Annotated in this window: 19 protein-coding genes; 8 read left to right on the plus strand and 11 right to left on the minus strand. The window is 68.7% G+C overall.

The genetic code is table 11. The features are described 5' to 3' along the window. The 4 genes from QHF85_RS47015 to QHF85_RS47030 all read right to left on the minus strand — a co-directional run. Positions 1 to 251, minus strand: a 251-nt coding sequence (locus QHF85_RS47015) for a hypothetical protein (protein ID WP_281334072.1), incomplete at its 3' end; no start/stop codon positions are given. A gap of 119 nt (positions 252 to 370) precedes the next feature. After that, on the minus strand, positions 371 to 1,231 hold the full coding sequence (locus tag QHF85_RS47020; RefSeq protein ID WP_281334073.1) for an alpha/beta hydrolase: 861 nt from the start codon (positions 1,229 to 1,231) through the stop codon (positions 371 to 373). A 66-nt stretch (positions 1,232 to 1,297) separates the two neighbouring features. Further along, on the minus strand, positions 1,298 to 1,942 hold the full coding sequence (locus tag QHF85_RS47025; RefSeq protein WP_281334074.1) for a response regulator: 645 nt from the start codon (positions 1,940 to 1,942) through the stop codon (positions 1,298 to 1,300). Continuing rightward, positions 1,939 to 2,133, minus strand: a complete 195-nt coding sequence (locus QHF85_RS47030) for a hypothetical protein (protein WP_281334075.1) — start codon at positions 2,131 to 2,133, stop codon at positions 1,939 to 1,941. Before QHF85_RS47030 ends, QHF85_RS47025 begins: the two co-directional genes overlap by 4 nt. Positions 2,134 to 2,405: 272 nt before the next feature. Here QHF85_RS47030 and QHF85_RS47035 point away from each other — a divergent pair, with 272 nt between their 5' ends. Both QHF85_RS47035 and QHF85_RS47040 read left to right on the plus strand, forming a co-directional pair. Then, the gene (locus QHF85_RS47035; RefSeq protein ID WP_281334076.1) at positions 2,406 to 3,185 is read left to right on the plus strand and encodes a DUF4239 domain-containing protein; all 780 of its coding nucleotides are present in this window, start codon (positions 2,406 to 2,408) and stop codon (positions 3,183 to 3,185) included. Positions 3,186 to 3,270: 85 nt separating this feature from the next. Continuing rightward, complete coding sequence (locus QHF85_RS47040; RefSeq protein ID WP_281334077.1) at positions 3,271 to 4,716, plus strand: DUF2252 domain-containing protein; 1,446 nt, start codon at positions 3,271 to 3,273, stop codon at positions 4,714 to 4,716. 410 nt (positions 4,717 to 5,126) lie between these two features. Here the strand turns inward: QHF85_RS47040 and QHF85_RS47045 are convergent, their stop codons facing one another. Next, a complete protein-coding gene (locus tag QHF85_RS47045) occupies positions 5,127 to 5,834 on the minus strand; it encodes a hypothetical protein (protein WP_281334078.1) in 708 nt (235 codons plus the stop codon). Between the two features lie 458 nt (positions 5,835 to 6,292). Between QHF85_RS47045 and QHF85_RS47050 the strand changes: the two genes are divergently transcribed. Continuing rightward, positions 6,293 to 6,484: a hypothetical protein gene (locus tag QHF85_RS47050; protein ID WP_281334079.1), complete on the plus strand. Its 192-nt coding sequence runs from the start codon at positions 6,293 to 6,295 to the stop codon at positions 6,482 to 6,484. Between the two features lie 138 nt (positions 6,485 to 6,622). Here the strand turns inward: QHF85_RS47050 and QHF85_RS47055 are convergent, their stop codons facing one another. The 3 genes from QHF85_RS47055 to QHF85_RS47065 form a co-directional block, all read right to left on the minus strand. Next, entirely contained in the window at positions 6,623 to 8,704 is a 2,082-nt protein-coding gene (locus QHF85_RS47055) for a hypothetical protein (RefSeq protein WP_281334080.1), read from the minus strand. Positions 8,705 to 8,790: 86 nt separating this feature from the next. Then, the gene (locus QHF85_RS47060) at positions 8,791 to 9,993 is read right to left on the minus strand and encodes a hypothetical protein (RefSeq protein WP_281334081.1); all 1,203 of its coding nucleotides are present in this window, start codon (positions 9,991 to 9,993) and stop codon (positions 8,791 to 8,793) included. 52 nt (positions 9,994 to 10,045) lie between these two features. Then, positions 10,046 to 10,837, minus strand: coding sequence for a cyclase family protein (locus QHF85_RS47065; protein ID WP_281334082.1), 792 nt, complete (start codon positions 10,835 to 10,837; stop codon positions 10,046 to 10,048). Between the two features lie 71 nt (positions 10,838 to 10,908). On the opposite strand from QHF85_RS47065, the gene QHF85_RS47070 reads away from it, so the two are divergent. Beyond that, positions 10,909 to 11,838: a hypothetical protein gene (locus tag QHF85_RS47070; RefSeq protein ID WP_281334083.1), complete on the plus strand. Its 930-nt coding sequence runs from the start codon at positions 10,909 to 10,911 to the stop codon at positions 11,836 to 11,838. Between the two features lie 335 nt (positions 11,839 to 12,173). Here the strand turns inward: QHF85_RS47070 and QHF85_RS47075 are convergent, their stop codons facing one another. Together QHF85_RS47075 and QHF85_RS47080 are read right to left on the minus strand one after the other, a co-directional pair. Then, on the minus strand, positions 12,174 to 14,129 hold the full coding sequence (locus tag QHF85_RS47075; protein ID WP_281334084.1) for a hypothetical protein: 1,956 nt from the start codon (positions 14,127 to 14,129) through the stop codon (positions 12,174 to 12,176). Positions 14,130 to 14,240: 111 nt separating this feature from the next. After that, entirely contained in the window at positions 14,241 to 15,242 is a 1,002-nt protein-coding gene (locus tag QHF85_RS47080) for a hypothetical protein (RefSeq protein ID WP_281334085.1), read from the minus strand. A gap of 110 nt (positions 15,243 to 15,352) precedes the next feature. Here QHF85_RS47080 and QHF85_RS47085 point away from each other — a divergent pair, with 110 nt between their 5' ends. Beyond that, positions 15,353 to 16,003 carry a hypothetical protein gene (locus QHF85_RS47085; RefSeq protein ID WP_281334086.1) on the plus strand — a complete coding sequence of 217 codons (651 nt, stop codon included), beginning with the start codon at positions 15,353 to 15,355 and terminating at the stop codon, positions 16,001 to 16,003. A 20-nt stretch (positions 16,004 to 16,023) separates the two neighbouring features. Here QHF85_RS47085 and QHF85_RS47090 read toward each other — a convergent pair whose 3' ends face one another. Beyond that, complete coding sequence (locus tag QHF85_RS47090) at positions 16,024 to 16,719, minus strand: DUF2306 domain-containing protein (RefSeq protein ID WP_281334087.1); 696 nt, start codon at positions 16,717 to 16,719, stop codon at positions 16,024 to 16,026. A gap of 67 nt (positions 16,720 to 16,786) precedes the next feature. Here QHF85_RS47090 and QHF85_RS47095 point away from each other — a divergent pair, with 67 nt between their 5' ends. The 3 genes from QHF85_RS47095 (at position 16,787) to QHF85_RS47105 (ending at position 20,522) form a co-directional block, all read left to right on the plus strand. Beyond that, positions 16,787 to 17,623, plus strand: a complete 837-nt coding sequence (locus QHF85_RS47095; RefSeq protein WP_281334088.1) for a TetR/AcrR family transcriptional regulator — start codon at positions 16,787 to 16,789, stop codon at positions 17,621 to 17,623. 710 nt (positions 17,624 to 18,333) lie between these two features. Next, positions 18,334 to 19,758, plus strand: coding sequence for a M20 family metallopeptidase (locus QHF85_RS47100; protein ID WP_281334089.1), 1,425 nt, complete (start codon positions 18,334 to 18,336; stop codon positions 19,756 to 19,758). A gap of 44 nt (positions 19,759 to 19,802) precedes the next feature. Further along, positions 19,803 to 20,522 carry a hypothetical protein gene (locus QHF85_RS47105; protein ID WP_281334090.1) on the plus strand — a complete coding sequence of 240 codons (720 nt, stop codon included), beginning with the start codon at positions 19,803 to 19,805 and terminating at the stop codon, positions 20,520 to 20,522. Positions 20,523 to 20,787 lie beyond the last annotated feature (265 nt).

Genomic DNA, 20,787 nt, shown 5'->3' on the forward strand with positions numbered 1-20,787 from the left:
AGCGCAGTTCTTCCGACAAAGGTCCAGGGCTGGCCGTGCAGAGAGGGGGCGAACAGCTTGAAAATCTCTCCCCGCATCGACTGCGCGAAGCGCAGTCGATGCCCGGAGGTCCAGGGCTGGCCGTGCAGAGAGGAGGCGAACAGCTTGAAAATCTCTCCCCGCATCGACTGCGCGAAGCGCAGTCGATGCCCAGAGGTCCAGGGCTGGCCGTGCAGAGAGGGGGCGAACAGCTTGAAAATCTCTCCCCGCATCGACTGCGCGAAGCGCAGTCGATGCCCGGAGGTCCAGGGCTGGCCCTGGTTCGGGTCGAGGGGCGAACAGCCCCCGCGGGGTTCGGGGCAGCGCCCCGGCGCGGCGCCTCCCGATGAGATTACGTGGTGCGCACGAACGCCGCGATGTGCACGGCTGTGGCTTCCGGATGCTCGTGCTGCGGCCCGTGGCCTGCGCGCGGGTAGGTCAAGAGCTGGACCGTCGGCAGCTCCTGGTTCAGCGCGTACCAGTTCTCGATCGGGAAGATGATGTCGTGATCCCCGCCGACGTGCAGGATCGGGATCGTGGTCGTCTTCAAGACCTGAAGGACCGAATCTGCGGGGAAAAGCGGGCTCTTCGGCTTGTCGCCGAGGTAAGCCACGGCCCAGTCGACGGGGACGGGCACGCTGCGATTTTCGGTGCGCTGCGCGATCCGATCGACCGAGCGCCGGGCGGCCGCCCGGCTCGCCTGCGACCGCGGCTCGAAGAACAGGATGACCTCTTCCTCGAAGCTGTAGTCGGGGATCCGCGCCGTATCGTAGAAGAGCTGCTCCGCGGGCTTGACATTCGGGCCGGGCGGCGCGCAGCCGATCAGGACGGCGTGGCTGATGCGCTCGGGATACAGGGCCACGACCACCTGGGCCGCGAGCCCGCCGAGCGACCAGCCGCTGATCACCACGTCGTGCAGGTCGAGCGCGTCGATCAGATCCTTTGCGTCCTTGGCGAGCGCGACGGGCGAATAGTTTCGTTCGCCGGTCGAGAGCCCGAGGCCGCTGTAATCGAACGTGATGACCCGGAAGCCCTGGGCCGCGAGGGCGTCGAGGAAGCCCGGATCCCAGACGTCCATGTTGCCGCGGAAGCGCGTGCAAAGCACGATCGGCTTGCCCGTGCCGATGGAGCGGTACGCGAGCCGCCGGCCATTGGACTCGACGAATTGGTTGGGCGCGTGGATGGCTTGTACGGTGTGATCGGTCGTGTTCATGTCGGTTCCTGTAACGCAGCCGGAGGCGCACAGGAAACCCGACCAAGGTCGGGTGTCGACGCAATCCTACGTTCGCCGCGACGCCGCGCCCCGCCGCGGAGCCTCCTCGAGCTCTGCGGCGAATCGCACGAGCTCGGCGACCGAGGTGGCCTGCATCTTTTGCATGACCTGCGCCCGCTGCTCCTTCACCGTCGCCTCGCGTGTCCCGAAGTCCGCGGCGATCTGCTTGTTCAACCGCCCCGCGACGACGCCCGCCATCACCTCGCGCTCGCGCGCCGAGAGGCTCTCGTAGCGGCGCCTGAGCTCGGCGCGCCGCTGCGCCTCCTCCCGCGCGATCTCGTCCTGCGCGAGCGCCTCGCGAACGGCGCGGAGGAGATCCTCGGCCCGGAACGGCTTCGTGAGAAACTCGACCGCGCCGGCCTTCATCGCGCGAACCGACATGGGGATGTCGCCGTGCCCCGTGATGAACACGATGGGCCGCGGCACGTCCGCTTCGAGGAGCCGCTGCTGGACCTCGAGCCCGCTCAGATCCGGAAGCCGGACGTCGAGCACGAGGCAACCGGGGATGTCGTCGCGCCGCGCATCGAGGAACGCCCACGCGGTCGGGAACGTCTCGACCGCGAGCCCGGTCGAGCTGAGCAGACGGGCGAGTCCTTCCCGCACGGAGTCGTCGTCGTCGACGATGAAGACCACGGGAGCTCTCGGGTTCACGCGGGCACCTCGACCGCGAGGTGCACGAACGAGCCGCTCGATCGCCGCGCGACGAAGGGGCAGATCATCAAACGGCGCCGCTCCGGCGGCACGTCCTTCAAGGCCTCGGCGGCGTTGAGCATCAGGTTCAGGATCCAGACGAGACCCGGCAAGAGGTCGATGATGCCGCGCAACTCGGAAGCGGGGCGCATGTCGTCCCCCACCCTACCTGTTTTTCCGACGGAGCTGTACGAGATCGTCCGGATGAGGAGCACGAACCCACCTTTGTGGGGATTGCCGCCGCCATGGATCCCGTTAGGTGCGCGCCCGCGATCGTGTACGCCAACACGAACACCGGAAGGATGTACGCGCTCGCGTCCATCCCCCGCCCAGGACAGAGCCTCGGACGCGTGTGCGGCGTCTTGTCTCGGGGCGGTTGTCGCGCCCTCACCTCCGCTTCATGCAATGGAAGCGAGGTGCGCCCATGCCCATGCTTGGACCGCTCGATCGAGTTCCGCTGTGGCTCCTCTTGGGGGTCACGATCGTGGTCCTCTTGCTCTCCGTCGAGGGCGGCTACCGGCTGGGAAGGCTGAGGCGGCACCGCACCGAGCAGGAGCACGGCCCCCACGTGCTCGCCCTGGTCACGACCACGATGGGCCTCCTGGCGCTCGTCCTGGCGTTCACGTTCAGCTTCGCGGCGTCCCGCTTCGAGTCCAGGAAACAGATGGTCGTCGACGAGGCCAACGCCATCGAGACGACCTACCTGCGCGCCGGCCTGCTCCCCGGCGACCACAGCGCGAAGGTCCGCGGGCTCTTGCGTGAATACGTGGACTTGCGTCTGGAAGCGGTGAAGCTCGGCCATGTCGAGCACGCGCTTCAGCGCTCGGAGGAGCTGCACCGGGAGCTGTGGAAAGAGGCAGAGGCCGTCGGACGAGAGCATCCCGACTCGAACGTCGTGGAGCTCTTCATCGAGGCGGCGAACCGGACGATCGAGGTCCACGCGACGCGCGTCAAGGTGGCCGTCCGGAGCGGGATTCCAGGGGCCCTGTGGGCGGCGCTCTACGTGGTCGCGGTCCTGAACCTGACGGCCGTCGGCTATCACGCCGGTCTGGTCAAGACGCCCCGGTCCCCCACGCTCGCGACGGTGGTTTTGAGCCTCTCGGTCGTCATGATGCTGACCGCCGACCTCGACCACCCGCAGGAGGGGGCGATGCGGGTGAGCCAGCAGTCCATGCTCGATCTGCGGCGCATGATGAGCGATTGAGCGTCACTCGTGCTTCGGGCGGACCGGCGAGGCGCTGAACGGCGCGGCCCGCCCGGCCGAGGGAGGAGCGCCGAGGGAGGGTCCAATGGCGGAGCTGGTCACGGGAGACGGAACACCGACGATCACGGGGGAGCGGGTGATGCCGCACCTCTCGGCCGAGCAACACGCAGCGCGCGGCAAGGCGGAGCGCGCGGAGATTCCACGCGCCGCCCACGCCATCTGGGAGGCACTGCCCCACCGGCCCGATCCGCTCGCGCTGCTGGAGGCCCAAGCGAAGACCCGCGTGCCCGAGCTCGTGCCCATCCGCTACGGCCGAATGCTCGTCTCCCCCTTCACGTTTTACCGGGGCGCCGCCTACGTAATGGCCGCCGATCTGGCCGCCACCACGCGCTCGGGCCTGCGGGTGCAGCTCTGCGGCGACGCGCACCTGTCGAACTTCGGGGTCTTCGGCTCCCCCGAGCGGCGCGTGATGTTCGACATCAACGATTTCGACGAGACGCTCCCGGGCCCCTGGGACTGGGACGTGAAGCGGCTGGCCGCGAGCCTGGAGCTCGCCGGGCGCGACAACGGTTTCTCGAAAGCAGCGCGCTCCGACATCGTCCTCGCGACCGTCCGCGAGTACCGCGAGGCCATGCGAAACTTCGCGACACTCGGCCATCTGGACGTCTGGTACGCGAGCCTCGATATCGAGGAGATCTTCGAAAGGTTCGGATCACGGCTGAGCCACAAGCGCCTGCACATCACCGAGCACAACGTCGCGAAAGCGCGGACGCACGACCACACGCAGGCCTACGAGAAGCTGACGCGCGAGGTCGACGGCCGGCGGCGCATCATCAGCGATCCGCCCCTGATCGTCCCCATGGAGGAGTTCGTGAAAGGCGTAGCCCGCGAGCAACTCGAGCAGCAAGTGCGCGAGCTCTTGCGCGGCTACCGCAGCACCCTCCAATCCGATCGGCGGCACCTGCTGGAGGGATACGACTTCGCAGACATGGCCCACAAGGTCGTCGGCGTCGGAAGCGTCGGCGCACGCGCCTGGATCCTTCTCTTCCTCGGCCGTGACGACCAAGACCCACTCTTCCTGCAAGCCAAAGAGGCGCACGAATCGGTCCTCGAGCCCTTCCTCGGCAAAAGCGCGCACCGCAACAGCGGCGAGCGCGTGGTGGCAGGCCAGCGATTGATGCAAGCCGCAAGCGACATCTTCCTCGGCTGGCAGCGAGTAAAAGGAGTCGACGGAATCGAGCGCGATTTCTACCTGCGCCAGCTACGCGACTGGAAGTTCTCCGTGGACATCGCCGCGCTGGATCGAATCACCTTGACGACCTACGGCAGCCTCTGCGGCTGGACCCTCGCCCGCGCACACGCACGCTCAGGCGATCGAATCGCAATCGCATCCTACCTCGGAAAAGCAGACACATTCGACAAGGCCATCGCCGCCTTCGCAACCGCCTACGCCGACCAGACGGAGCGCGACCACCAAGCACTCGCAGCCGCAGTGAAGAATGGACGCATCCAGGCGGAGATTGGGGTCTGAGAGCGTAGCGCCGGGGCGCCGCCCCGGACCCCGCGGGGGCTATCCGCCCCTCGACCCGGACCAGGGCCAGCCCTGGACCTCAGGGGGAAGAACTGCGCAAAGCGCAGTCGATGCGGGGAGAGTTTTTCAAGCTGTCCGCCCCCTCTCTGCAAGGCTAGCCCTGGACCTTTGTTGGAAGAACTGCGCTCCGCGCAGTTCTTCCACAGGCCGCCGCTGGAACCGCGTTGCCCGTCGAAACGTCAGCGCGGCTGTCTCGGTTGGCGGGGTCGTCTGTGGTCTTGAACCCGGCTGTTCGATGAACTGCGCGGAGCGCAGTTCATCGACCCTCAGTCCAGCGCGGGCGCTGGTCCGGGTGCAGGGGCGGATAGCCCCTGCTGGGGCCTGGGGCAAAGCCCCAGCGAGGCGCCTCCTCACCCCTGCGCCGGCACGGCAGACGCTCCCGATTCGTCGGCTTCCTCGACGGGCGCGTCCTCTCGCGTCGTGGTCGTGGTCTCCAGGACCGGGAAGATCACGTCCTGCAGCTCGCGATCTCGCGGGAAGGCTGCTCGAACTACGCCCATGGCCCGGTCGACGGCGTCGTGGTGGGCGTCGCGTAGCGCGAGCTCTGCTTTGAATGCGTCGTCGTGTTCGGCGCGGGCTGCCTCGTGTGCGGCGAGGGCGGCTTCCAGGCTGGCGAGGGCGGCGCCGAGCTTGGGCGACCAGGCATTGCGGAATTCGTCGATGCCGGTGAGCTTGGCGTGATCGAGTCGGTCGACGAGGTCTTTCATCGACTTGACTTGCGCCCTGCCGGCGGGCGTGAGGATGGGGGTCGAGCCTTTCGGGAATACGGCGGCGCAGATTCTCCCGCGGCGGCCGCCGTCCTCGATTTCGGCGGCGCGGAGTGCGGAGCGGATGATGCGTTCGGCGTTGTGTTCGGCGAAGCGGGCGGCGGCGCGCGTCTTGACGACGGGGACGCGGAGGGCGCGGCGCTTCTGGTGCTGGCCGTCGAGCGCGTCGTTGATGGTTTGGATGTCGAGCGAGGCGGAGGTGGTCTCGGGGAACTGCGCGAGGCCGGCGGCGAGCTCGACGCCATACTCGAAGCGGACCGAGGACGAGGCATTGCTGCGATACTTGCGCATGGAGGGCTCCCTGGGCCGATGGCCCGGTGGTGGTGGGTGGTCGACTCCGACGCGACGATGCAACGTCGGGGTGCTCGTTGAACGTACGGGGGAAAAGTCCATTCAGGGTGAGCAGGGTTTGGGCGCGCGAGGGTGCTGGAACGGTCGACGGGATGCGGGAGACGGTGGCGCGGGAGGGATCGAACGTTCGATCGGGCGCGCGTCACCGTGACGCGAGGGGGATCGAACGGTTGGGGACGCGGAGGAGATGGTGACGCGTGGGGGATCGAGCGTTCGATCGGGCGCGCGTCACGGTGACGTGAAGGTGATCGGGCGTTTGGAGACGCAGAGGCGACGGTGGCGCGCGGGGGATCGAACGCTCGATCGGGCGCGCGTCACGGTGACGTGAGTGGGTTGGGACGTTTGGAGAGGCGGAGGCGGCTGTTGACGCGGGGCGGGGCCTACATGGGGAGGTCGAAGTGCTGCTGGATCTCGCGGATCTGCTGCGCTTCTGGCAGGCGGAGACGCTCGGCGTCGGCGTGCGCGAGGCGGAGGAGCCGGCTGGCTTCGTCGCGGTCTCCGGGGGCGTTGCGGGCGAGGAGGTTGAGCGCGACCTTTGCACGGCAGAGGAGGAGCTCGCGCACATGACCGAGGCGCTCGAAGACGGGTAACTGTTCCTGTTGCCGGATGCGTAGGGGCGTTCGTCCCTGCGTCGCGAGGAGCTCCTCGAAGGCGACACGAACGTTTTTACATTGTCCGGCCGCCCGTCGAGCTGCTCGACGCAATGCAACGCCGTCCCGCCTTCCGGATCAATTCCCGGAATCGAGGAGCGGCAGCGCGTCGATGCTCGCAGGGAGCGGGCCGTCGAACGCCGTGCTTCCACCGGCCGTGAGCTTCAGCGTCCCGCCGGCCTGATCCTCGCCGAAGGCCACCTCGACGCTCGTCCCGTCGTCGAAGGCCACGCTCGCGCCGATCGTGCCGGCGCTCGACGTCGGCGTGGCGCTCGCAATGGCGCTCCCCGGCGCGAGCAGCATCAAAAAGCGCGCCTGTCCGCCCGCGGCCGCGTCGCGGACGTCGAGCCGGTAGCCGCCGTTCATCTCCGCTTCGAGCGACGGCCAAGCGAGCACCTCCGCGCCGGGGAGCGCGGGGAAGAGCGGCCTCACCTCGAGCGAGCCTTGCGCGCCGCTCACCTCCCACCCCTCGCCGAGCGTCTTCGGCGCGATCGGCGCATTGAGCTGCCACACAGCCTGCGCGCCGCCGTTCGTGTCCACGCGATCCATCACCAGGAAGGCGCCCGGCCCCTTCAGGAAGAGCACTTCGCGCTCCACCCGCCCGACCGCCGCTTTCCCGCCATAAACGGGCGTGATGTCCGCGCGCAGATAGAGGAAGTGCGGCGTATCGTGCAGGGCCACCAGGTTCGACGCGCCGTTCTGCATCGTGACCGTCGCGCCGTCCTGCTCGATGCGCACGAGGTTGTGCGCCTCTTCGTTCTGGTAGATCCCCGAGTGCGACAGGATGTTCTGATCGTAGGCCAGCCACTCGCCCCGGTAGATCAAGAGCGAGCCCTGGTCGCGGTGCGCGTGGCTCTCGGTGAAGGGGCCGGCGAGAAATGCGCCCCACGAAGCCTTCGTGTCCCAGCCATTCCGGAAAAACACGCTCCCCGTGCCCGGCGCATGGTACGTCGGGTGCAAATCCGAGAGCGGGCGTTTTCCGTGCGCTTCGTTGAAATAGAGGAAGTCGTCGATGTACATGAACGGCTGATCCATCTGCGGCACCGAGCATTCGTCGAGCCAGGTCTGCGCCACGTCCGTCATCGGATCGTCCGGGCCGAGCAGGTGGGACAGGGTCAGCACGTACGATCGGTGGTAATCGAAGAGAGCCGCCGTGCTGTCGCGCGCGTGATCGCCGATCGGCGCGATGCGATCGAGGGTGGGCACCGTGGAATGGAGGAAGTTCGGCAGCGACGCGCGCGTGTGGCCCGTGAGATCCCAGATCCGCTCTCCCGTGCTCGATTCCCACAGGTCGTAGAGCCGGAAGAGGTTCTTCATCGCGACGCCATAACCCGTGCCCTCGCGCGAGCCGCCGCCCTCGAGATCACTCGTGAACGTGGGCACGAGCTCGCCCTGAATCTTCGTCACGCGGAACGTGTCGAGCCACGTCTGCGCGCTCTCGTGCTCGCCGAGAGAGGTCAGGCCGAGCAGCATCGTCGCGCGCAGGAACGAGTAATAATAGTTGTTCGAGGGGTTGTCGATCGACCAGCCGCTCCACGGATAAGAGACGCCTCCCCAGCTCGCCTCCTCCGGGTGCCACACATTCCAGACCGCCTGGTTGGCATACGCGAGCCAGCGGGCGCGCTGGTCGGGCGTGGTGGCGTCGAAGCACCAATCGTGGACGAGCGCGAGATCGCCAATGGTATCCCCGACGTACAGGTAACTGTCGTGGGCCACCTCGGCGCGCTCGCCGGCGCCGATCAGCGTCTCTTCCGCGGCGACGTGCGCCTCGACACTGTCGACCGCATATTTGCAATACTCCGCCTCGCCGGTGAGGACGCCGAGCAGCGCCGCGAAGTGCGCCTCGAACGCGTAGACATTCCCGTTTTGCAGGTGGCCGTCCACCATGTTCCGAAAGCGCACGGCGGCCGGGTCGGCCCCTGCGAGCGAGGCCGTGAGGCGCGCGCGGTTCGCCTCGTTCAGGTAGATCCGCGGGTGTTCCGTGGGGATGACGGGGCCGCCCCCGCCGGCGGCGCCGCTACCGCCGGACCCACCCATCGACGTCGTCCCGCCGCCGCCCTGCCCGCCGGCGCCCGTGTCGCCGGGCGTGTCCGAGCATGCCGCCATGAACACGGCCGCGAGCGCCGCGGCAGACGTGAAGAAAAGTTTGGAAGAAATCATGGCTCATCATGCCCGAACCCCGGCGCGGCAGGGACGAAAATGAACCATGTCGGGCGAGGCCCCAGCGCCGAGGCCGTCGGTTCGACTCAGCGCGGCGAAAGGCAAGCCAGGATCGCGTCCCTCGAGAGCTTCACGTCGCTCTCCGGCGGGCTCTCCGCCGATTGCACGAGGGCCTCGTCGAGCCGCGCGTAACAATCATCGCCCACGCGCTCCGGGCCGAACGACGCCACGTAGGTGATTCCCGCGTCGAGGATCTCGGCCTCCTGCACCGGGAGTGCCACGGTCCGATAGCCCGAGGTGTCGCTCCAGTACCCTTCCACCCAGACGAGCTCGCCGGGGATCCACGCCCCCTCGATCCAGTGCCCCTCGATCCACGTATCCAGCCATTCCCCCGGCTCGCAGACCGTCTCGTAGACGTCTGTACACTCCTCGTACGAATACGCCGGATCGCATTCGGTCTCGTAATACCCCCCCGTGCTCACCCACGCGTCGGACCATTCCACGCAGTTGCCCTCCTCGTCGTAGGCAGAGCAGGTGGACTCCCAGTATCCCTCGTCGATCCACACGTCGTAGCAGGACTCCTCGACATAGTACGTGTCGCACTCCGTGCCGACGTACGCGTCGGAGCAGGCGCCTTCCTGCCAGACGGACTCGTAATATCCGTCGATCCACAGCTGCTCGTAATACCCGTCCGTGTGGACCCAGCTCCCCTCGACCCACGTGCCGCTCTCGACCCAGACGTCCTGATACGCGTGCTCCGATTCGCCGAGCACGAGGTAGAGCGACTCCCAGACGATCTCCCCCGTGGGCTCTTTCCGCTCGGAGAACCCCATGTCGCGGACGGTGCGGTTCCAGGCCACGAGGGCCGTGGTGTCGCTCCGAAGCACGCGGTCCGCGGCGTGCTCGAACATGTCCACCCGGCTCTGCGCGGAGCCCTCGATCGGCGCCATGATCTCGGCCGAGAGCAGGCCGATCGAGAGGAAGGTCTCCACCTTCTCCCACGTCGCTCCGACGGCCACGACCTCCTCCAGCCCGGGCCCCTCGTCCACGCGACGCGCAAACTCGATGTCGAGCGTACGCGCTTGGTCGTCGAGCGAGCCCCGGGACATCGTTTCGTCGATCATCTGGTCGAACGCGGCGAAAAAACCCTCGCTGTACTCGACCGGCGGCAGCTCCCGATGGCCCCCGCATCCCGAGATGCAGCCGCCGAGGACGGGGACCATCAGCAAAGAGAGCGCTCGAAGCAAAGACGTGGTGGCTCCTTCGGCCCTTCGGCTCGGGTTGCGCATACGCGCATCCTTCCATGGCCAGGATTCTCTGTCTCGCCCCAAATGATGCGGCTCACCTCCGCAACATCGCCACGATCCGGAGCGGCCCGCCCGTCCCGCGCGCGATCTTCATGGGCAACGCGATCACCCACGCGCCGCGCTCGGGCACGCGATCGAGGTTCGCGAGGTTCTCGAACCCCGGCACCTCCGCCTCGCTGGCGATCCGGTGGACGATGAAATCGCGCGAAGGGCCGTAGTCGATGCTCGGCGTGTCAACGCCGATGGCAGCGACGCGCCGCGCGCCGATGAGCAGACGCACCGCGTCCTCCCCATACGAGGGAAAATGAAGCTTGTCGACCGCGCCCGGCGTGTCGTCGCCGAAATACGCCTTCCGATCGGGATAACGTTTCCCCCATCCAGTGCGCAAAAGCACGATGGTCCCGGGCGCGATGGGCTCATGCCGCGCCTCCCACGCGAGGACGTCAGCGGCGGTGAGCCGTTCATCGGGATTTTTTGCGGCCCGGGCAGCAATATCGATGACGACGGCGGGAGCGATGAGCCGCGCGAGCGGGACCTCCGCCGCAGTCTCCTTCCCCTCGGCGAAGTGAATCGGCGCATCCATGTGCGTCCCGCCGTGCTCCGGCGTGCAGAAGGAGTTCGCCGCATAGAAGTAACCCGCCTGCGTCCGTCCATAGGCGAGCTGCTTCAGATCGAAGGCGCTCGGCGCGTTCGGCCAGTAGAGCGTGTGCTCGTCGAAGGTGTACGTCAGATCGATGATCTCGGAATGCTCGATGTCGACGAGCGGGCGCGACGCAGCGCAGCCGCCCAGGACGACGAGCGTGGAAACGAGAAAGGCATGCCGCATGAGAGGTCCCCCCTTGGTTTGGGCGAGCCTGACAGTGGACGCGCGCGCCGCAATCGTGTTCGATCCCCCGCATGCCGCCCTCGTGCCGCACCACCACCAGCTCCGCCGCCAGCAGCGCGCTCGTGCTCACGTGCGCGCTCGCCATCGGATGCGGGTCCGAGCGCTCGCACGACGCGGCCGGGACGTTCCACCCGGAGCCAACGCCCGCGGTCACGCCGCCGCCGCACGAGCCTACCGCAACGACCGCGGCGCCTTCCGCAGCTCCACCCCTGCCCGCGCCGCCCGATCCCTTCGCGGCGAGCGACCCTTCCGCCCAGGTGCTGCGCGCCGAACCCGCCCCGGGCTTCCGCCGTCCACCCGGAGACGCCATCCACCTCGACGTCCAGACCGAGCTCTTCGATCCAAACGCCCCCGCGGGGCTCGCAGCGTCCCCCTCGGTCGTCGTCGCATTGCGTGGCAGAGACCTCGTGCTCGATTACCTCGGCCACTCGTCCTCGTGCGGAGGCGGCTTTCGCATGCAGAGCGCCTCGCTCGGCGACACCTGGCTCTCGCTCGACGCCGAGCCAGATCGAAGCCGCGACGGCTGCCTGCGGATCTCGCGCCAACGTCTCGTGCTGCCCGCGCCGCCCCCCGGCGACCTGGTCATCGCCGTCGCGCAGGCCGCCCCCGTTCGCGTGACCCTCCCGCTCATGCGAACCCGCGAGCTCGGCGCGACGCTGCGCCCAACGGGCGAGCGCTGCAACGCCCCCACGCACCGCGTGGTCAGCGAGCACGACCGCGTCGTCATCACGACGTGTGGCCTCTCGGCGCCCGTGGACGACAAACTACGCGCGAAGCTCGCGAACGACTGGATCGTCCTCGAATCGCTGCAAGACGAACGCTTCGCAGGTCAGCGCAACAAGGAGAGCCGCCGGGCAGAGCTGCGAGGGGTCCCGCCGGGGCGATATGCGGTGCGCTGGCTCGGCGAGCAGCACGAGGTCTGGACCGTCATCGTGCCCTGAGAGGGGGGTTTCCAGGAGGCGCTTCGCTGGGGCGTTGCCCCAGGCCCCACCAGGAGCTGTCCGCTCCTGGACCTGGACCAGCGCCCGCGCTGGACCGAGGGTCGATGAACTGCGCTCCGCGCAGTTCATCGAACAGCCGGGTCAAGACCACGAGCGATCGTGCCAGCCAAAGCAGCAGCGCTGATGGCTCAGCCGGCAGCGCGGTACCAACGGGCCTGTGGGAAGAACTGCGCATCGCGCAGTTCTTCCCCCTGAGGTCCAGGGCTGGCCCTGGTTCGGGTCGAGGGGCGAACAGCCCCCGCGGGGCCCGGGGCGGCGCCCCGGCGCGACGCCTCCTAATGGCACTGAAACCAGGCCGTCTTCGAGAACACGTACATCACGCCCATATCCCCGAAGTTCAGCCCCGGCACGAGATCCGCGCCGAACTGGAGCACGAAGTCGCCGGGCTTTGCTGCCCAGAGCTCGTCCTCGTACCCGGTCTGTAGCCAGGTCGGCATCCACGCCGCGTGCGACTTGCCGAGGAGCTTCCGCTTCGACAGGTGCGCGCCGTTCTCGAAGTGAATCGTGCCGGCGGCGAGGCGGCCGCCCTCGAGATCGGCTGGAAAGGCGGGCTCTCCGGACGCGAGCTCGGCCTCGCTGAGCAGCAGCACGGACACGTGATCGTTGCCCGGCTGGTAGGCCTCGTGTGCGCTCGGCGAGGACACGAAGAAGGCGACGGCGCGCTTGCCCTCGGGCTGGAGGATCGGGTGATCTTTGAGGTCGAGCGTGAGCACGTGGTGCATGGGTTTGCCCTCGCGCCGGGGCCACGTCTCTGCGGTCACGCCGATCGGCAGCCCGCCGACGCGGTTGATGGCATCCGCGGCGGGCGGCGCGTCGTAATTCGCGCGAAGAATCCTTGGCCCGAAGGACGGGCCGTCCGACGGGCCGCGCATCTTGCCCGCTTCGGTGAGCGCGACGGCGGAGATGTCCACGCCGAGCTCGGTGATCTCGCGCCGCAGGAACGTGCCGACGTCGTCGGCGAGCACCTCGACCTTGTCGGGCGCGATCGCCACGAACTGGGCTTTGCCCGGCTGCGGCATCCAGAGGACGAGGAACGCGTCGCCCCGTTTCGCGAGCGTGGGGCCGCTCTTGAGCGGCTTTTGCGCCTCCTTGGGAAACCCCTTCGCGCGCGGCTTCGTCAACGTGCGGTGCTCGCCGAGGAGCACGGCGCCGAGCCAGGTCGACTTGGCGCGCTCGGCGAGCCGGCCGCGCCCAAGGCTGTCGCCCAGGATGTCGAGTGTGGTGGAGAAATAGGTCCACGGCCCGATCCCGTGGAGATCGACGGACGCCGCGGCGCGCAGCACGCGCGGGGCGCCCACGCCTGACGCTTCCCCGAGGGCGGCGAGCAGGCCTTCGATCTCGGCCGTCCAGGCGGGCACCCCCTCGCGGCGCGGCTCGCCGTGCTCGACGCCGCGCGCCTCGAGCAGCTTGCGAGAGCCCTCGAGCTCCGCGATCCGCTCGGCGCGGGCCGAGCCGAAGTGGCCCTTCGTGCCGTACGCGCGGTGGAGCGTCGTGTAGATGCCCGCGGCCTGCTCGATCATGTCGAGCGCCGTGAATCCTGCCGGCAGCATCAAGTGCGGCACGAGGCCTCCGCCTTCGGGCACGCAGCTCGAGCAAATGAACGTAGAGGGCGACGTGCTCTGACGAGACGGGTCGGCGCTCCGGGCGAGAATGCGCTCGAGCAGCGCCGGGGGTCCGTGGAGCGCGACGGTATGCAGCGCGGAGAGCCCCTTTCCGCCCGGTCGATCGACATCGGAGACGGCATCGAGGAGGAAGTCGGCGTTCTTCAGCGCGCGACTCCCTCGCGTCATGAGCGCGGCTCCCAGCGCGTCGAGACGGGTGTCGTCGTTGGCTGCGGCCGAGAGCGCCTCGACCACCTCGGTCTCGCGGAATGCGGCCGCCGTCCCGAGCGCCGTCCTGCCCCCGCCTGCGGGATCCGCCGGCGTGGCGCCCTGCGAGAGCGCCCGCCGGAGGAGCCGCAGCAGCTGGGCATCGTTGCGGCACGAGAGCGAGAGGATCGAGCCGAGCGAGAGATCGGCCGCGCCCCGCTCCTGGATGAGCTCGATGGCGTCGGCGCCCTTGCCTTCGTAGCTGCTCGCGGCGATGAGCTTCTCGATGAGCTCTTCCCCTTCGCTGCCGCGGAGCGCGTCCGGCGTGGCGTCGAGCAGGGCCGGGAGCGCGGCGCGGGTGGCCTTGCAGCCTTCTTTGTGGGACTCGGAGAAAAGGGCGATCAGGTCGGCAATTGTCGTCATCGCGGGGTGCGCCCATACCAGCGCCGGTCAGGACCGACAAGCACAAAGCTCCGCATTCCGAAGCGTACAGCGGACGCGAGCACTTCCGTCAGGCCGAAGCACGGCCCGCGCTCACCGCTTCGGCGGGTGAGGCGCGTGCTCCGCCTGGAAATGCTCGGTGCGTGATCCCACGACCTTCTCGTGGCAATCGAAGGTCAGGTGCACGGTGTCGCTCCACGGCTCGCCGTGGATCATGAAGCCGCGCTTCGAGACGTAATCGGCGCGCTGGAGCGTGCCGTCCGCGCGGAAGCGGAGCTTGGCGCCCGCGGGGAAGCTCTGGCCTGCGAGGTCGGCTGGCTCTGCCAGATCGATCTCGGCGAGCTTGCCATTCGGGTGGACCTTCACCTCGGAGCGGGCGACGAACCCTTGGATCGCGAGCGGCTCCGTCACGTAGACGCCCTCGAAGGAGCCGTCCTCGTGCCAGCTCAGCCTTCTTCCCGCCGGGAACGTGATGCCCAGCGCGGTGACCGGCGCGTCGATCGTCGCGGCCCAGAGCCGGCCGCCTGCATGGAAGGCGACGTCCTCGCCGGCGCGGCAGGAGATGCCGTCGAGCACCATCGGTCGCTGGAGCTTGCAATGCTCGAGCGCGCCGGCCTCGGAGAACACCACGAAATCGCCGGCGCAGGGCACGGAGACGCCGGCGGCCGTCTTCCACGTGATCGGGTGCGCGACGTGGGTCTGAAAGGGGTGGCCGTTCGCGTGAAAGAGCGTGTATGCGCCGGCGCCGATGTCGACGCCGGACACGGTCACGGCACGCGCGACCGTGCAGGCGCGGACCTGGCCGGTGGGATCACGCCATACGCCCTGCTTCGCCTTGCAAACGACGGCGCCGAAGGGCGTGTCGTGGTCGGGGACCACGTGCGTGTGCGTGGCCTCCTCGCGGCGCATGGCGGCGAGGAGCTCCTCGTGCTTGTCGGGAGGATCGGGCGGGCAAGCGCCAAGGGGACGCGACGGCGTGGCCTCGGGTATCGAGGGGCTCGCGGGCGGAGCCGGCGTCGCAGGTGGCTCGGGCGCCGCGCACGCGAGGAGCGAGAGGGCGAGGATCGAGCGCATGAACAACGGAGCGGAGGGCATCGCCGGCTCGCCCGAGGATAACGCGAGCCGGCGGCGGGGCATCGGTATTTCCCGACGGCGGGATGCGACGCGGACTGTAAGGACGACGCCTCGCGGCCGTTCTCATCGCAATGTTCACCTCGAGAACGTCCCCCGTTTGGTTCGTCGCTTCGCTCGCCCTCGCTGGTTGCGCCGGTGGCACGCCCGCGGCGCGGGAATCTGCGTCGTACGTGCCCGAGACGCCGGGAACCCCCACGTCCCCCCCGAACGTCACGGGCGCGAGCGTGGAGGGCGTGGTGGAGCGCCGGGCCGGCGACGGATCGCCCGCGACGCACCTCTTGCGCGGGGACCACGGGGAGGTCGTCGCCCTGCTGGAGAATGCGACGCCGCTCGGGCACCGCGAGCTCGCCCTCGGGCTCCATGAAGGCCAGCGCGTGAACGTGACCGGCAGCGTGACGGGACGCGCCGACGGCGTGCCGGTCGTGTCCGCCGGAAGCCTCGTGGTCTTGCGCGGCGGGGATTTCGATCGTGTCATCGCGGTCCTCACGCAGTTCCGCTGCCCAGGCGTGACGTTCGCGGAGAGCGATGTGTACCGGCTGGACGCGCTCCACAGCACGCGCGACGAGCGCTTTCCGGTGCATGTGCAGGCGAACGGAAAAGCGTATACGGTCTGGGTGCGACGAGGCCCGGAGGCATCCGCGGGATACGCCGTGGATCAGGTGCTGCGCAATGAAGGCAAGGTGCTCGCCCCCGCGTGCCCGAACGGCGAGGGGTCGCCCTAGCCATCGGATCGGGTCCGGGATCAGCCCGGGACCGGCATCGCTGCGCTGGCTCTCGTGGTCTCGGTCGGGGCGCGACGCTCCAGCCACCACTGGGACAACAAAAGCGGCAGCGTCCAGCCGAGCCAGCCGGCGATGCCGGCGATGGCCTGTCGCAGCCACTCTTCGTTCCCAGCGAACATGGTGTGCTGGTGTGGCATCAGGGCAATCGCCGCGATGACGCCCCATATCCGATTGGTGATCACGGACATGGTGAGTACGAAGCTGCGGAGGATCCATTTGTGGTGCTCCGCCATCTGCTGCTGGCGCGCGCGCCGATAGCCGGTGACGGTGAAGGTCAGCCACAGCAGGGCGAGCAGCACATTGCTTACGCGGATGACGGGCCCGAAGGGGCTGAGCGCGCCGATCACCAGACCCGAGAGCCCGGCGGGGAGCACGCCACCGAAGACGTAGAGCCGCCCCAGGCGCCGATGCGCCCGCGGATAGCACCGCCGAAACCACGGCCAGACTTGCACGCAGCCGCTGAACATGGCGATCGCCCCGCACACGATGTGCGCGACCAGCAGCGGGTAGTACCAGCGCAGGCCGGCCGGGACGGGGACCCGCGAGCGGGCCGGATCGAGCGACAGATACGGCAGCAGCGAAAACGCGACGAACACCACGGCGACCGATCCGAGCAGCGCCAGCCACGGGCGCCGCAACCAAGGCGTTGTGACCATTTTTCATCCCTCACAGCCTACTGCGTACGCCATACGCTTTACTGGGTGAGGTATACGCAGAACCACGATGCGGTCAAGCGAGAAGGGAAAAGCGCTGGAAGACGAGGGACGACAGGCCTTGTCGCGAGGCCTGGCGACGGCGTGGGGCGTGAAGGACCGTCCGGGCAAGGGACCCAAGCCGGGGCTGAGTCTGGAGCGGATCGTGGAGGTCGCCGTCCAGGTGGCGGAAACGGAAGGCTTGAGCGCGGTCTCGATGAGCCGCGTCGCGACGGTCTTGGGCGCCGGGACGATGGCGCTCTATCGCTACGTCGAGTCCAAAGAAGAGCTGTTGATGCTGATGATGGATGCGGCATTTCGCGAGCATCCCCTGCCGCCCGCGCCCGACGAGCCATGGCGAGTCGCGGTGGAACGATGGGCGCGGCAGCACCTCGCCGTGCTGCGCAAGCACCCCTGGGTGGTGCGCATCGCGCTGGGCGGCCCGCCGATCACGCCGAACCAGGTGGTGTGGTTCGAACGCGGCATGAGCAGCCTGAGCGGAACAGGTCTACCCGAAATGGCCAAGCTGGACTCGCTCTCGCTGATCAACGGCTGGGTGCGGCACGAGGCGATGCTGGAAGCGGATCTCCGCGAGGCGGAACGCCGCGCCGGCACCAACGCCGCCGAAGCCCTCACGTCGTACTGGCACACGCTTGGTGTGCTTACCGACGTGCAACGCTTCCCGGCGCTCAGCGCGCTCGTGGCGGCGGCGACGAGCGATGCGGCGGCGACGAGCGATGCGCAGTTCACGTTCGGACTGGAGCGCATCCTCGACGGCATCGCGCACGTCGGCAAGCGTCGCGGTCCACAGCGGCGCACGCCGCGCAGCGTGAGGCAGAAGCGGAACCATCCCCCTGCTGGAACGTGACGTCCCGCCCCCAGCGCAATCGGCGAGGCCCTCAGGCACTCTTTCGCCCGAGCGCTCCGCGGGTTCGGGGATCGAGGCCATGTTGAAGCTGCAGAAATCGCCGGAGGCGCAGACGTTCGCGGGGCTGGGGCCCCCGTCCTCGCCGTGCGAGCTTCCCGAACCGACCCTCGCCCGAGCTTCCCGAGCCGGTCCCGAACGACCACCACCACCTTCTGCGCCGACGCGGGGCTCCAATGCCGCATGGCGACGACGAGCGCGCTGACCTCTTCCAAGCCGACCTCCGAGCGCGCCGACCTCGCTTTGCGCCCCTTCCAATCCGACCTCCGAGCGCGCCGACCTCGCCTTGCGCCCCTTCCAATCCGACCTCCGAGCGCGCCGACCCATCTTCGCGCCCCTTCCAAGCCGACCCCCGAGCGCGCCGACCCATCTTCGCGCCCCTTCCAAGCCGACCCCCGAGCGCGCCGACCCATCTTCGCGCCCCTTCCAAGCCGACCCCCGAACGCGCCGACCCATCTTCGCGCCCCTTCCAAGCCGACCCCCGAGCGCGCCGACCCATCTTCGCACCCCTTCCAAGCCGACCTCCGCGCGCGCCGACCGTCCAGAGCCGATGGCCGAGCAGCCGACAGCCTCATCGCCGACGCTGCCGCCTGCTCCCCGCTTCACCTCGAGCCACGTTCGGCGCTAAGGTCCGCCGCAAGGAACGACCCCGCATGACCACCAAGCTCGACAAGTCGCACGCCGAAGCCTTCTCCGAGCGCATCTGGGAGCAGGAGATCCTCCCCGCCCTCACCGAGTACATCCGCATCCCCAACAAGTCCCCCTCGTTCGACCGCGCCTGGCGCGAGAACGGCCACATGGAGCGCGCCGTCGCTCTCATCGAGCAGTGGTGCCGCGCCCAGCCCGTCCCCGGCCTCAAGGTCGAGGTCGTCCGCCTCGAAGGTCGCACCCCGGTGATCCTCATGGAACTCCCCGGCAACAGCGACGACACCGTCCTCCTCTACGGTCACCTCGACAAGCAGCCCGAGATGGTCGGCTGGCGCGAAGGCCTCGGCCCCTGGGACCCCGTCCGCGAAGGCGACAAGCTCTACGGCCGCGGCGGCGCAGACGACGGCTACTCCGCCTTCGCCTCGATCGCAGCCCTCCGCCTGCTCGCCGAGCATGGCATCCCCCACGCGCGCTGCGTCGTCCTCATCGAAGCCGCCGAAGAGAGCGGCAGCTTCGACCTGCCCGCCTACATCGACGCCCTCGCCCCGCGCATCGGCAAGCCGAGCCTCGTCGTCTGCCTCGACTCCGGCTGCGGAAACTACGACCAGCTCTGGACCACGACCTCCCTCCGCGGCCTCGTGCAAGGCACCCTCGAAGTCCGCATCCTCCGCGAAGGCGTCCACTCGGGCTCCGCGAGCGGCGTCGCCGCCTCGAGCTTCCGCATCCTCCGCCAGCTCCTCTCGCGCATCGAGGACGAGCGCACCGGCCGCATCCTGCTCGACGAGCTCTTCGCCGTGATCCCCGAGCAGCGCATCGCGCAAGCCGAAGCCGCCGCAGCCGTGCTCGGCGACGCCGTGTACGCCGAGATGCCCTGGGCCGCCGGCGCGGGGCCAATGGCCGACGACAACAAGGAGCGGCTGCTCAACCGAACCTGGCGCCCCGCGCTCAGCATCACCGGCGCCGACGGCCTCCCGCCGATCGCGAGCGCGGGCAACGTGCTGCGCCCCTTCACCAAGGCCAAACTCTCGGTGCGCATCCCGCCGCGCGTGAACCCGCGCCGCGCCGCCGACGCACTGAAGCGAGCCCTGGAAGCAGATCCGCCCTACGGCGCCGACGTGACGTTCACGGTCTCCGAGCCCTCGGAAGGCTGGGACGCTCCTCCGCTCGCGCCGTGGCTCGACGAGGCAATGCAGCGCGCAAGCCAGACCTTCTTCGGCCGGCCCGCAGTAGCGTTCGGCGAAGGAGGCACCATCCCCTTCATGGCCATGCTCGGCGAGAAGTTCCCCGAAGCGCAATTCCTCATCACAGGCGTCCTCGGCCCGCAGTCGAACGCCCACGGCCCGAACGAGTTCCTCCACATCCGGTGCGGCAAGAAGCTCACGGCCTGCGTCGCCAGCGTCATCGCGGATCATTTCAACCGCGGCGCGTGAAGAGATCGGGGCACGGCAAGCAGAGGTCGTAGTATCCTCGTGTCATGCCCCCCTCCTCCGGCTCGAACGAGTTCTCCTCCAGCATCCACCACGTCGACTGGCCCGTCGTCGCGGACGAGGAGAAGCTCCCCCGAGACCCGATGGAGGCCCTCGACAAGCTCACCCAGCTAAACGGTTCGAGCCCCTCGGCAAGCGCCCACGCCTGCGGCGCCGTCTCCCTCGTGGGCGCCATGCTCGCAACAGCCGGATACCCAGGGCTCGTCGAGCTCGCCGAGCAAATCGCCGACGAGCTCGACGACGAAAAACGCACCGAGCTCTCGCGTCTCGCCCAGGTCATCCAAGGAGGCGGCCCAGACGCGACCTTCGGCGCCCTCGCCGATTACGCAATCCTGCTCTACCGTCGCTACCGCGGTCTGGACGGCGGAATGGAGTACCGCAAGCTGCTCCACCTGATGCAACGCGCAGGCTTCTCCCCGCCGCGCCTCTCGAACGACGACGACATCGCACGCACCCTCGCCCGCAAAGGCGAATGCTGGCCCGCCAAGATCTCGATATTCGGCGACGAAGGCGACCACTGGATCCTCGTCGGCCGCGACGCCCGCGGTCTCTTCATCTTCGACCCGTACCCACGCGAAGACGGCAGCCAGATCATCCGCCCCGGAGAAGCCGACTGGAAGCGCTACGTCGAAGCCATCGGGAAGGACGAGGCCGGGCGGAACACCATCGGCTTCTTGCCCGTCGTGACGAGCGGCGACGGCGCTTGACAAGCTGGAGCGTAGCGCCGGGGTTTCACCCCGGGCCCCGACCAGGGGTTGTCCACCCCTGGACCCGGACCAGGGCCAGCCCTGGACCTCTGGGCATCGACTGCGCAAAGCGCAGTCGATGCGGGGAAAGTTTTTGTAGGTGTCCGCCCCCTTTGCAGCGCCAGCCCTGGACCTCTGGGCATCGACTGCGCGAAGCGCAGTCGATGCGGGGAAAGTTTTTGTAGGTGTCCGCCCCCTTTGCAGCGCCAGCCCTGGACCTCGGAGC

It is taken from the genome of Polyangium sp. 6x1, from assembly GCF_029946515.1.
Classification (GTDB): domain Bacteria; phylum Myxococcota_A; class Polyangia; order Polyangiales; family Polyangiaceae; genus Polyangium.

What these genes read in the sequence shown, in the direction of transcription:
- QHF85_RS47095 (WP_281334088.1), top strand. Translation starts at nt 16,787, where the DNA reads ATGCGGTCAAGCGAGAAGGGAAAAGCGCTGGAAGACGAGGGACGACAG.
- QHF85_RS47070 (WP_281334083.1), top strand. Translation starts at nt 10,909, where the DNA reads ATGCCGCCCTCGTGCCGCACCACCACCAGCTCCGCCGCCAGCAGCGCG.
- QHF85_RS47100 (WP_281334089.1), top strand. Translation starts at nt 18,334, where the DNA reads ATGACCACCAAGCTCGACAAGTCGCACGCCGAAGCCTTCTCCGAGCGC.
- QHF85_RS47030 (WP_281334075.1), bottom strand. Translation starts at nt 2,133, where the DNA reads ATGCGCCCCGCTTCCGAGTTGCGCGGCATCATCGACCTCTTGCCGGGT.
- QHF85_RS47080 (WP_281334085.1), bottom strand. Translation starts at nt 15,242, where the DNA reads ATGCCCTCCGCTCCGTTGTTCATGCGCTCGATCCTCGCCCTCTCGCTC.
- QHF85_RS47020 (WP_281334073.1), bottom strand. Translation starts at nt 1,231, where the DNA reads ATGAACACGACCGATCACACCGTACAAGCCATCCACGCGCCCAACCAA.
- QHF85_RS47040 (WP_281334077.1), top strand. Translation starts at nt 3,271, where the DNA reads ATGGCGGAGCTGGTCACGGGAGACGGAACACCGACGATCACGGGGGAG.
- QHF85_RS47085 (WP_281334086.1), top strand. Translation starts at nt 15,353, where the DNA reads ATGTTCACCTCGAGAACGTCCCCCGTTTGGTTCGTCGCTTCGCTCGCC.
- QHF85_RS47060 (WP_281334081.1), bottom strand. Translation starts at nt 9,993, where the DNA reads ATGCGCAACCCGAGCCGAAGGGCCGAAGGAGCCACCACGTCTTTGCTT.
- QHF85_RS47045 (WP_281334078.1), bottom strand. Translation starts at nt 5,834, where the DNA reads ATGCGCAAGTATCGCAGCAATGCCTCGTCCTCGGTCCGCTTCGAGTAT.
- QHF85_RS47090 (WP_281334087.1), bottom strand. Translation starts at nt 16,719, where the DNA reads ATGGTCACAACGCCTTGGTTGCGGCGCCCGTGGCTGGCGCTGCTCGGA.
- QHF85_RS47105 (WP_281334090.1), top strand. Translation starts at nt 19,803, where the DNA reads ATGCCCCCCTCCTCCGGCTCGAACGAGTTCTCCTCCAGCATCCACCAC.
- QHF85_RS47035 (WP_281334076.1), top strand. Translation starts at nt 2,406, where the DNA reads ATGCCCATGCTTGGACCGCTCGATCGAGTTCCGCTGTGGCTCCTCTTG.
- QHF85_RS47065 (WP_281334082.1), bottom strand. Translation starts at nt 10,837, where the DNA reads ATGCGGCATGCCTTTCTCGTTTCCACGCTCGTCGTCCTGGGCGGCTGC.
- QHF85_RS47075 (WP_281334084.1), bottom strand. Translation starts at nt 14,129, where the DNA reads ATGACGACAATTGCCGACCTGATCGCCCTTTTCTCCGAGTCCCACAAA.
- QHF85_RS47055 (WP_281334080.1), bottom strand. Translation starts at nt 8,704, where the DNA reads ATGATTTCTTCCAAACTTTTCTTCACGTCTGCCGCGGCGCTCGCGGCC.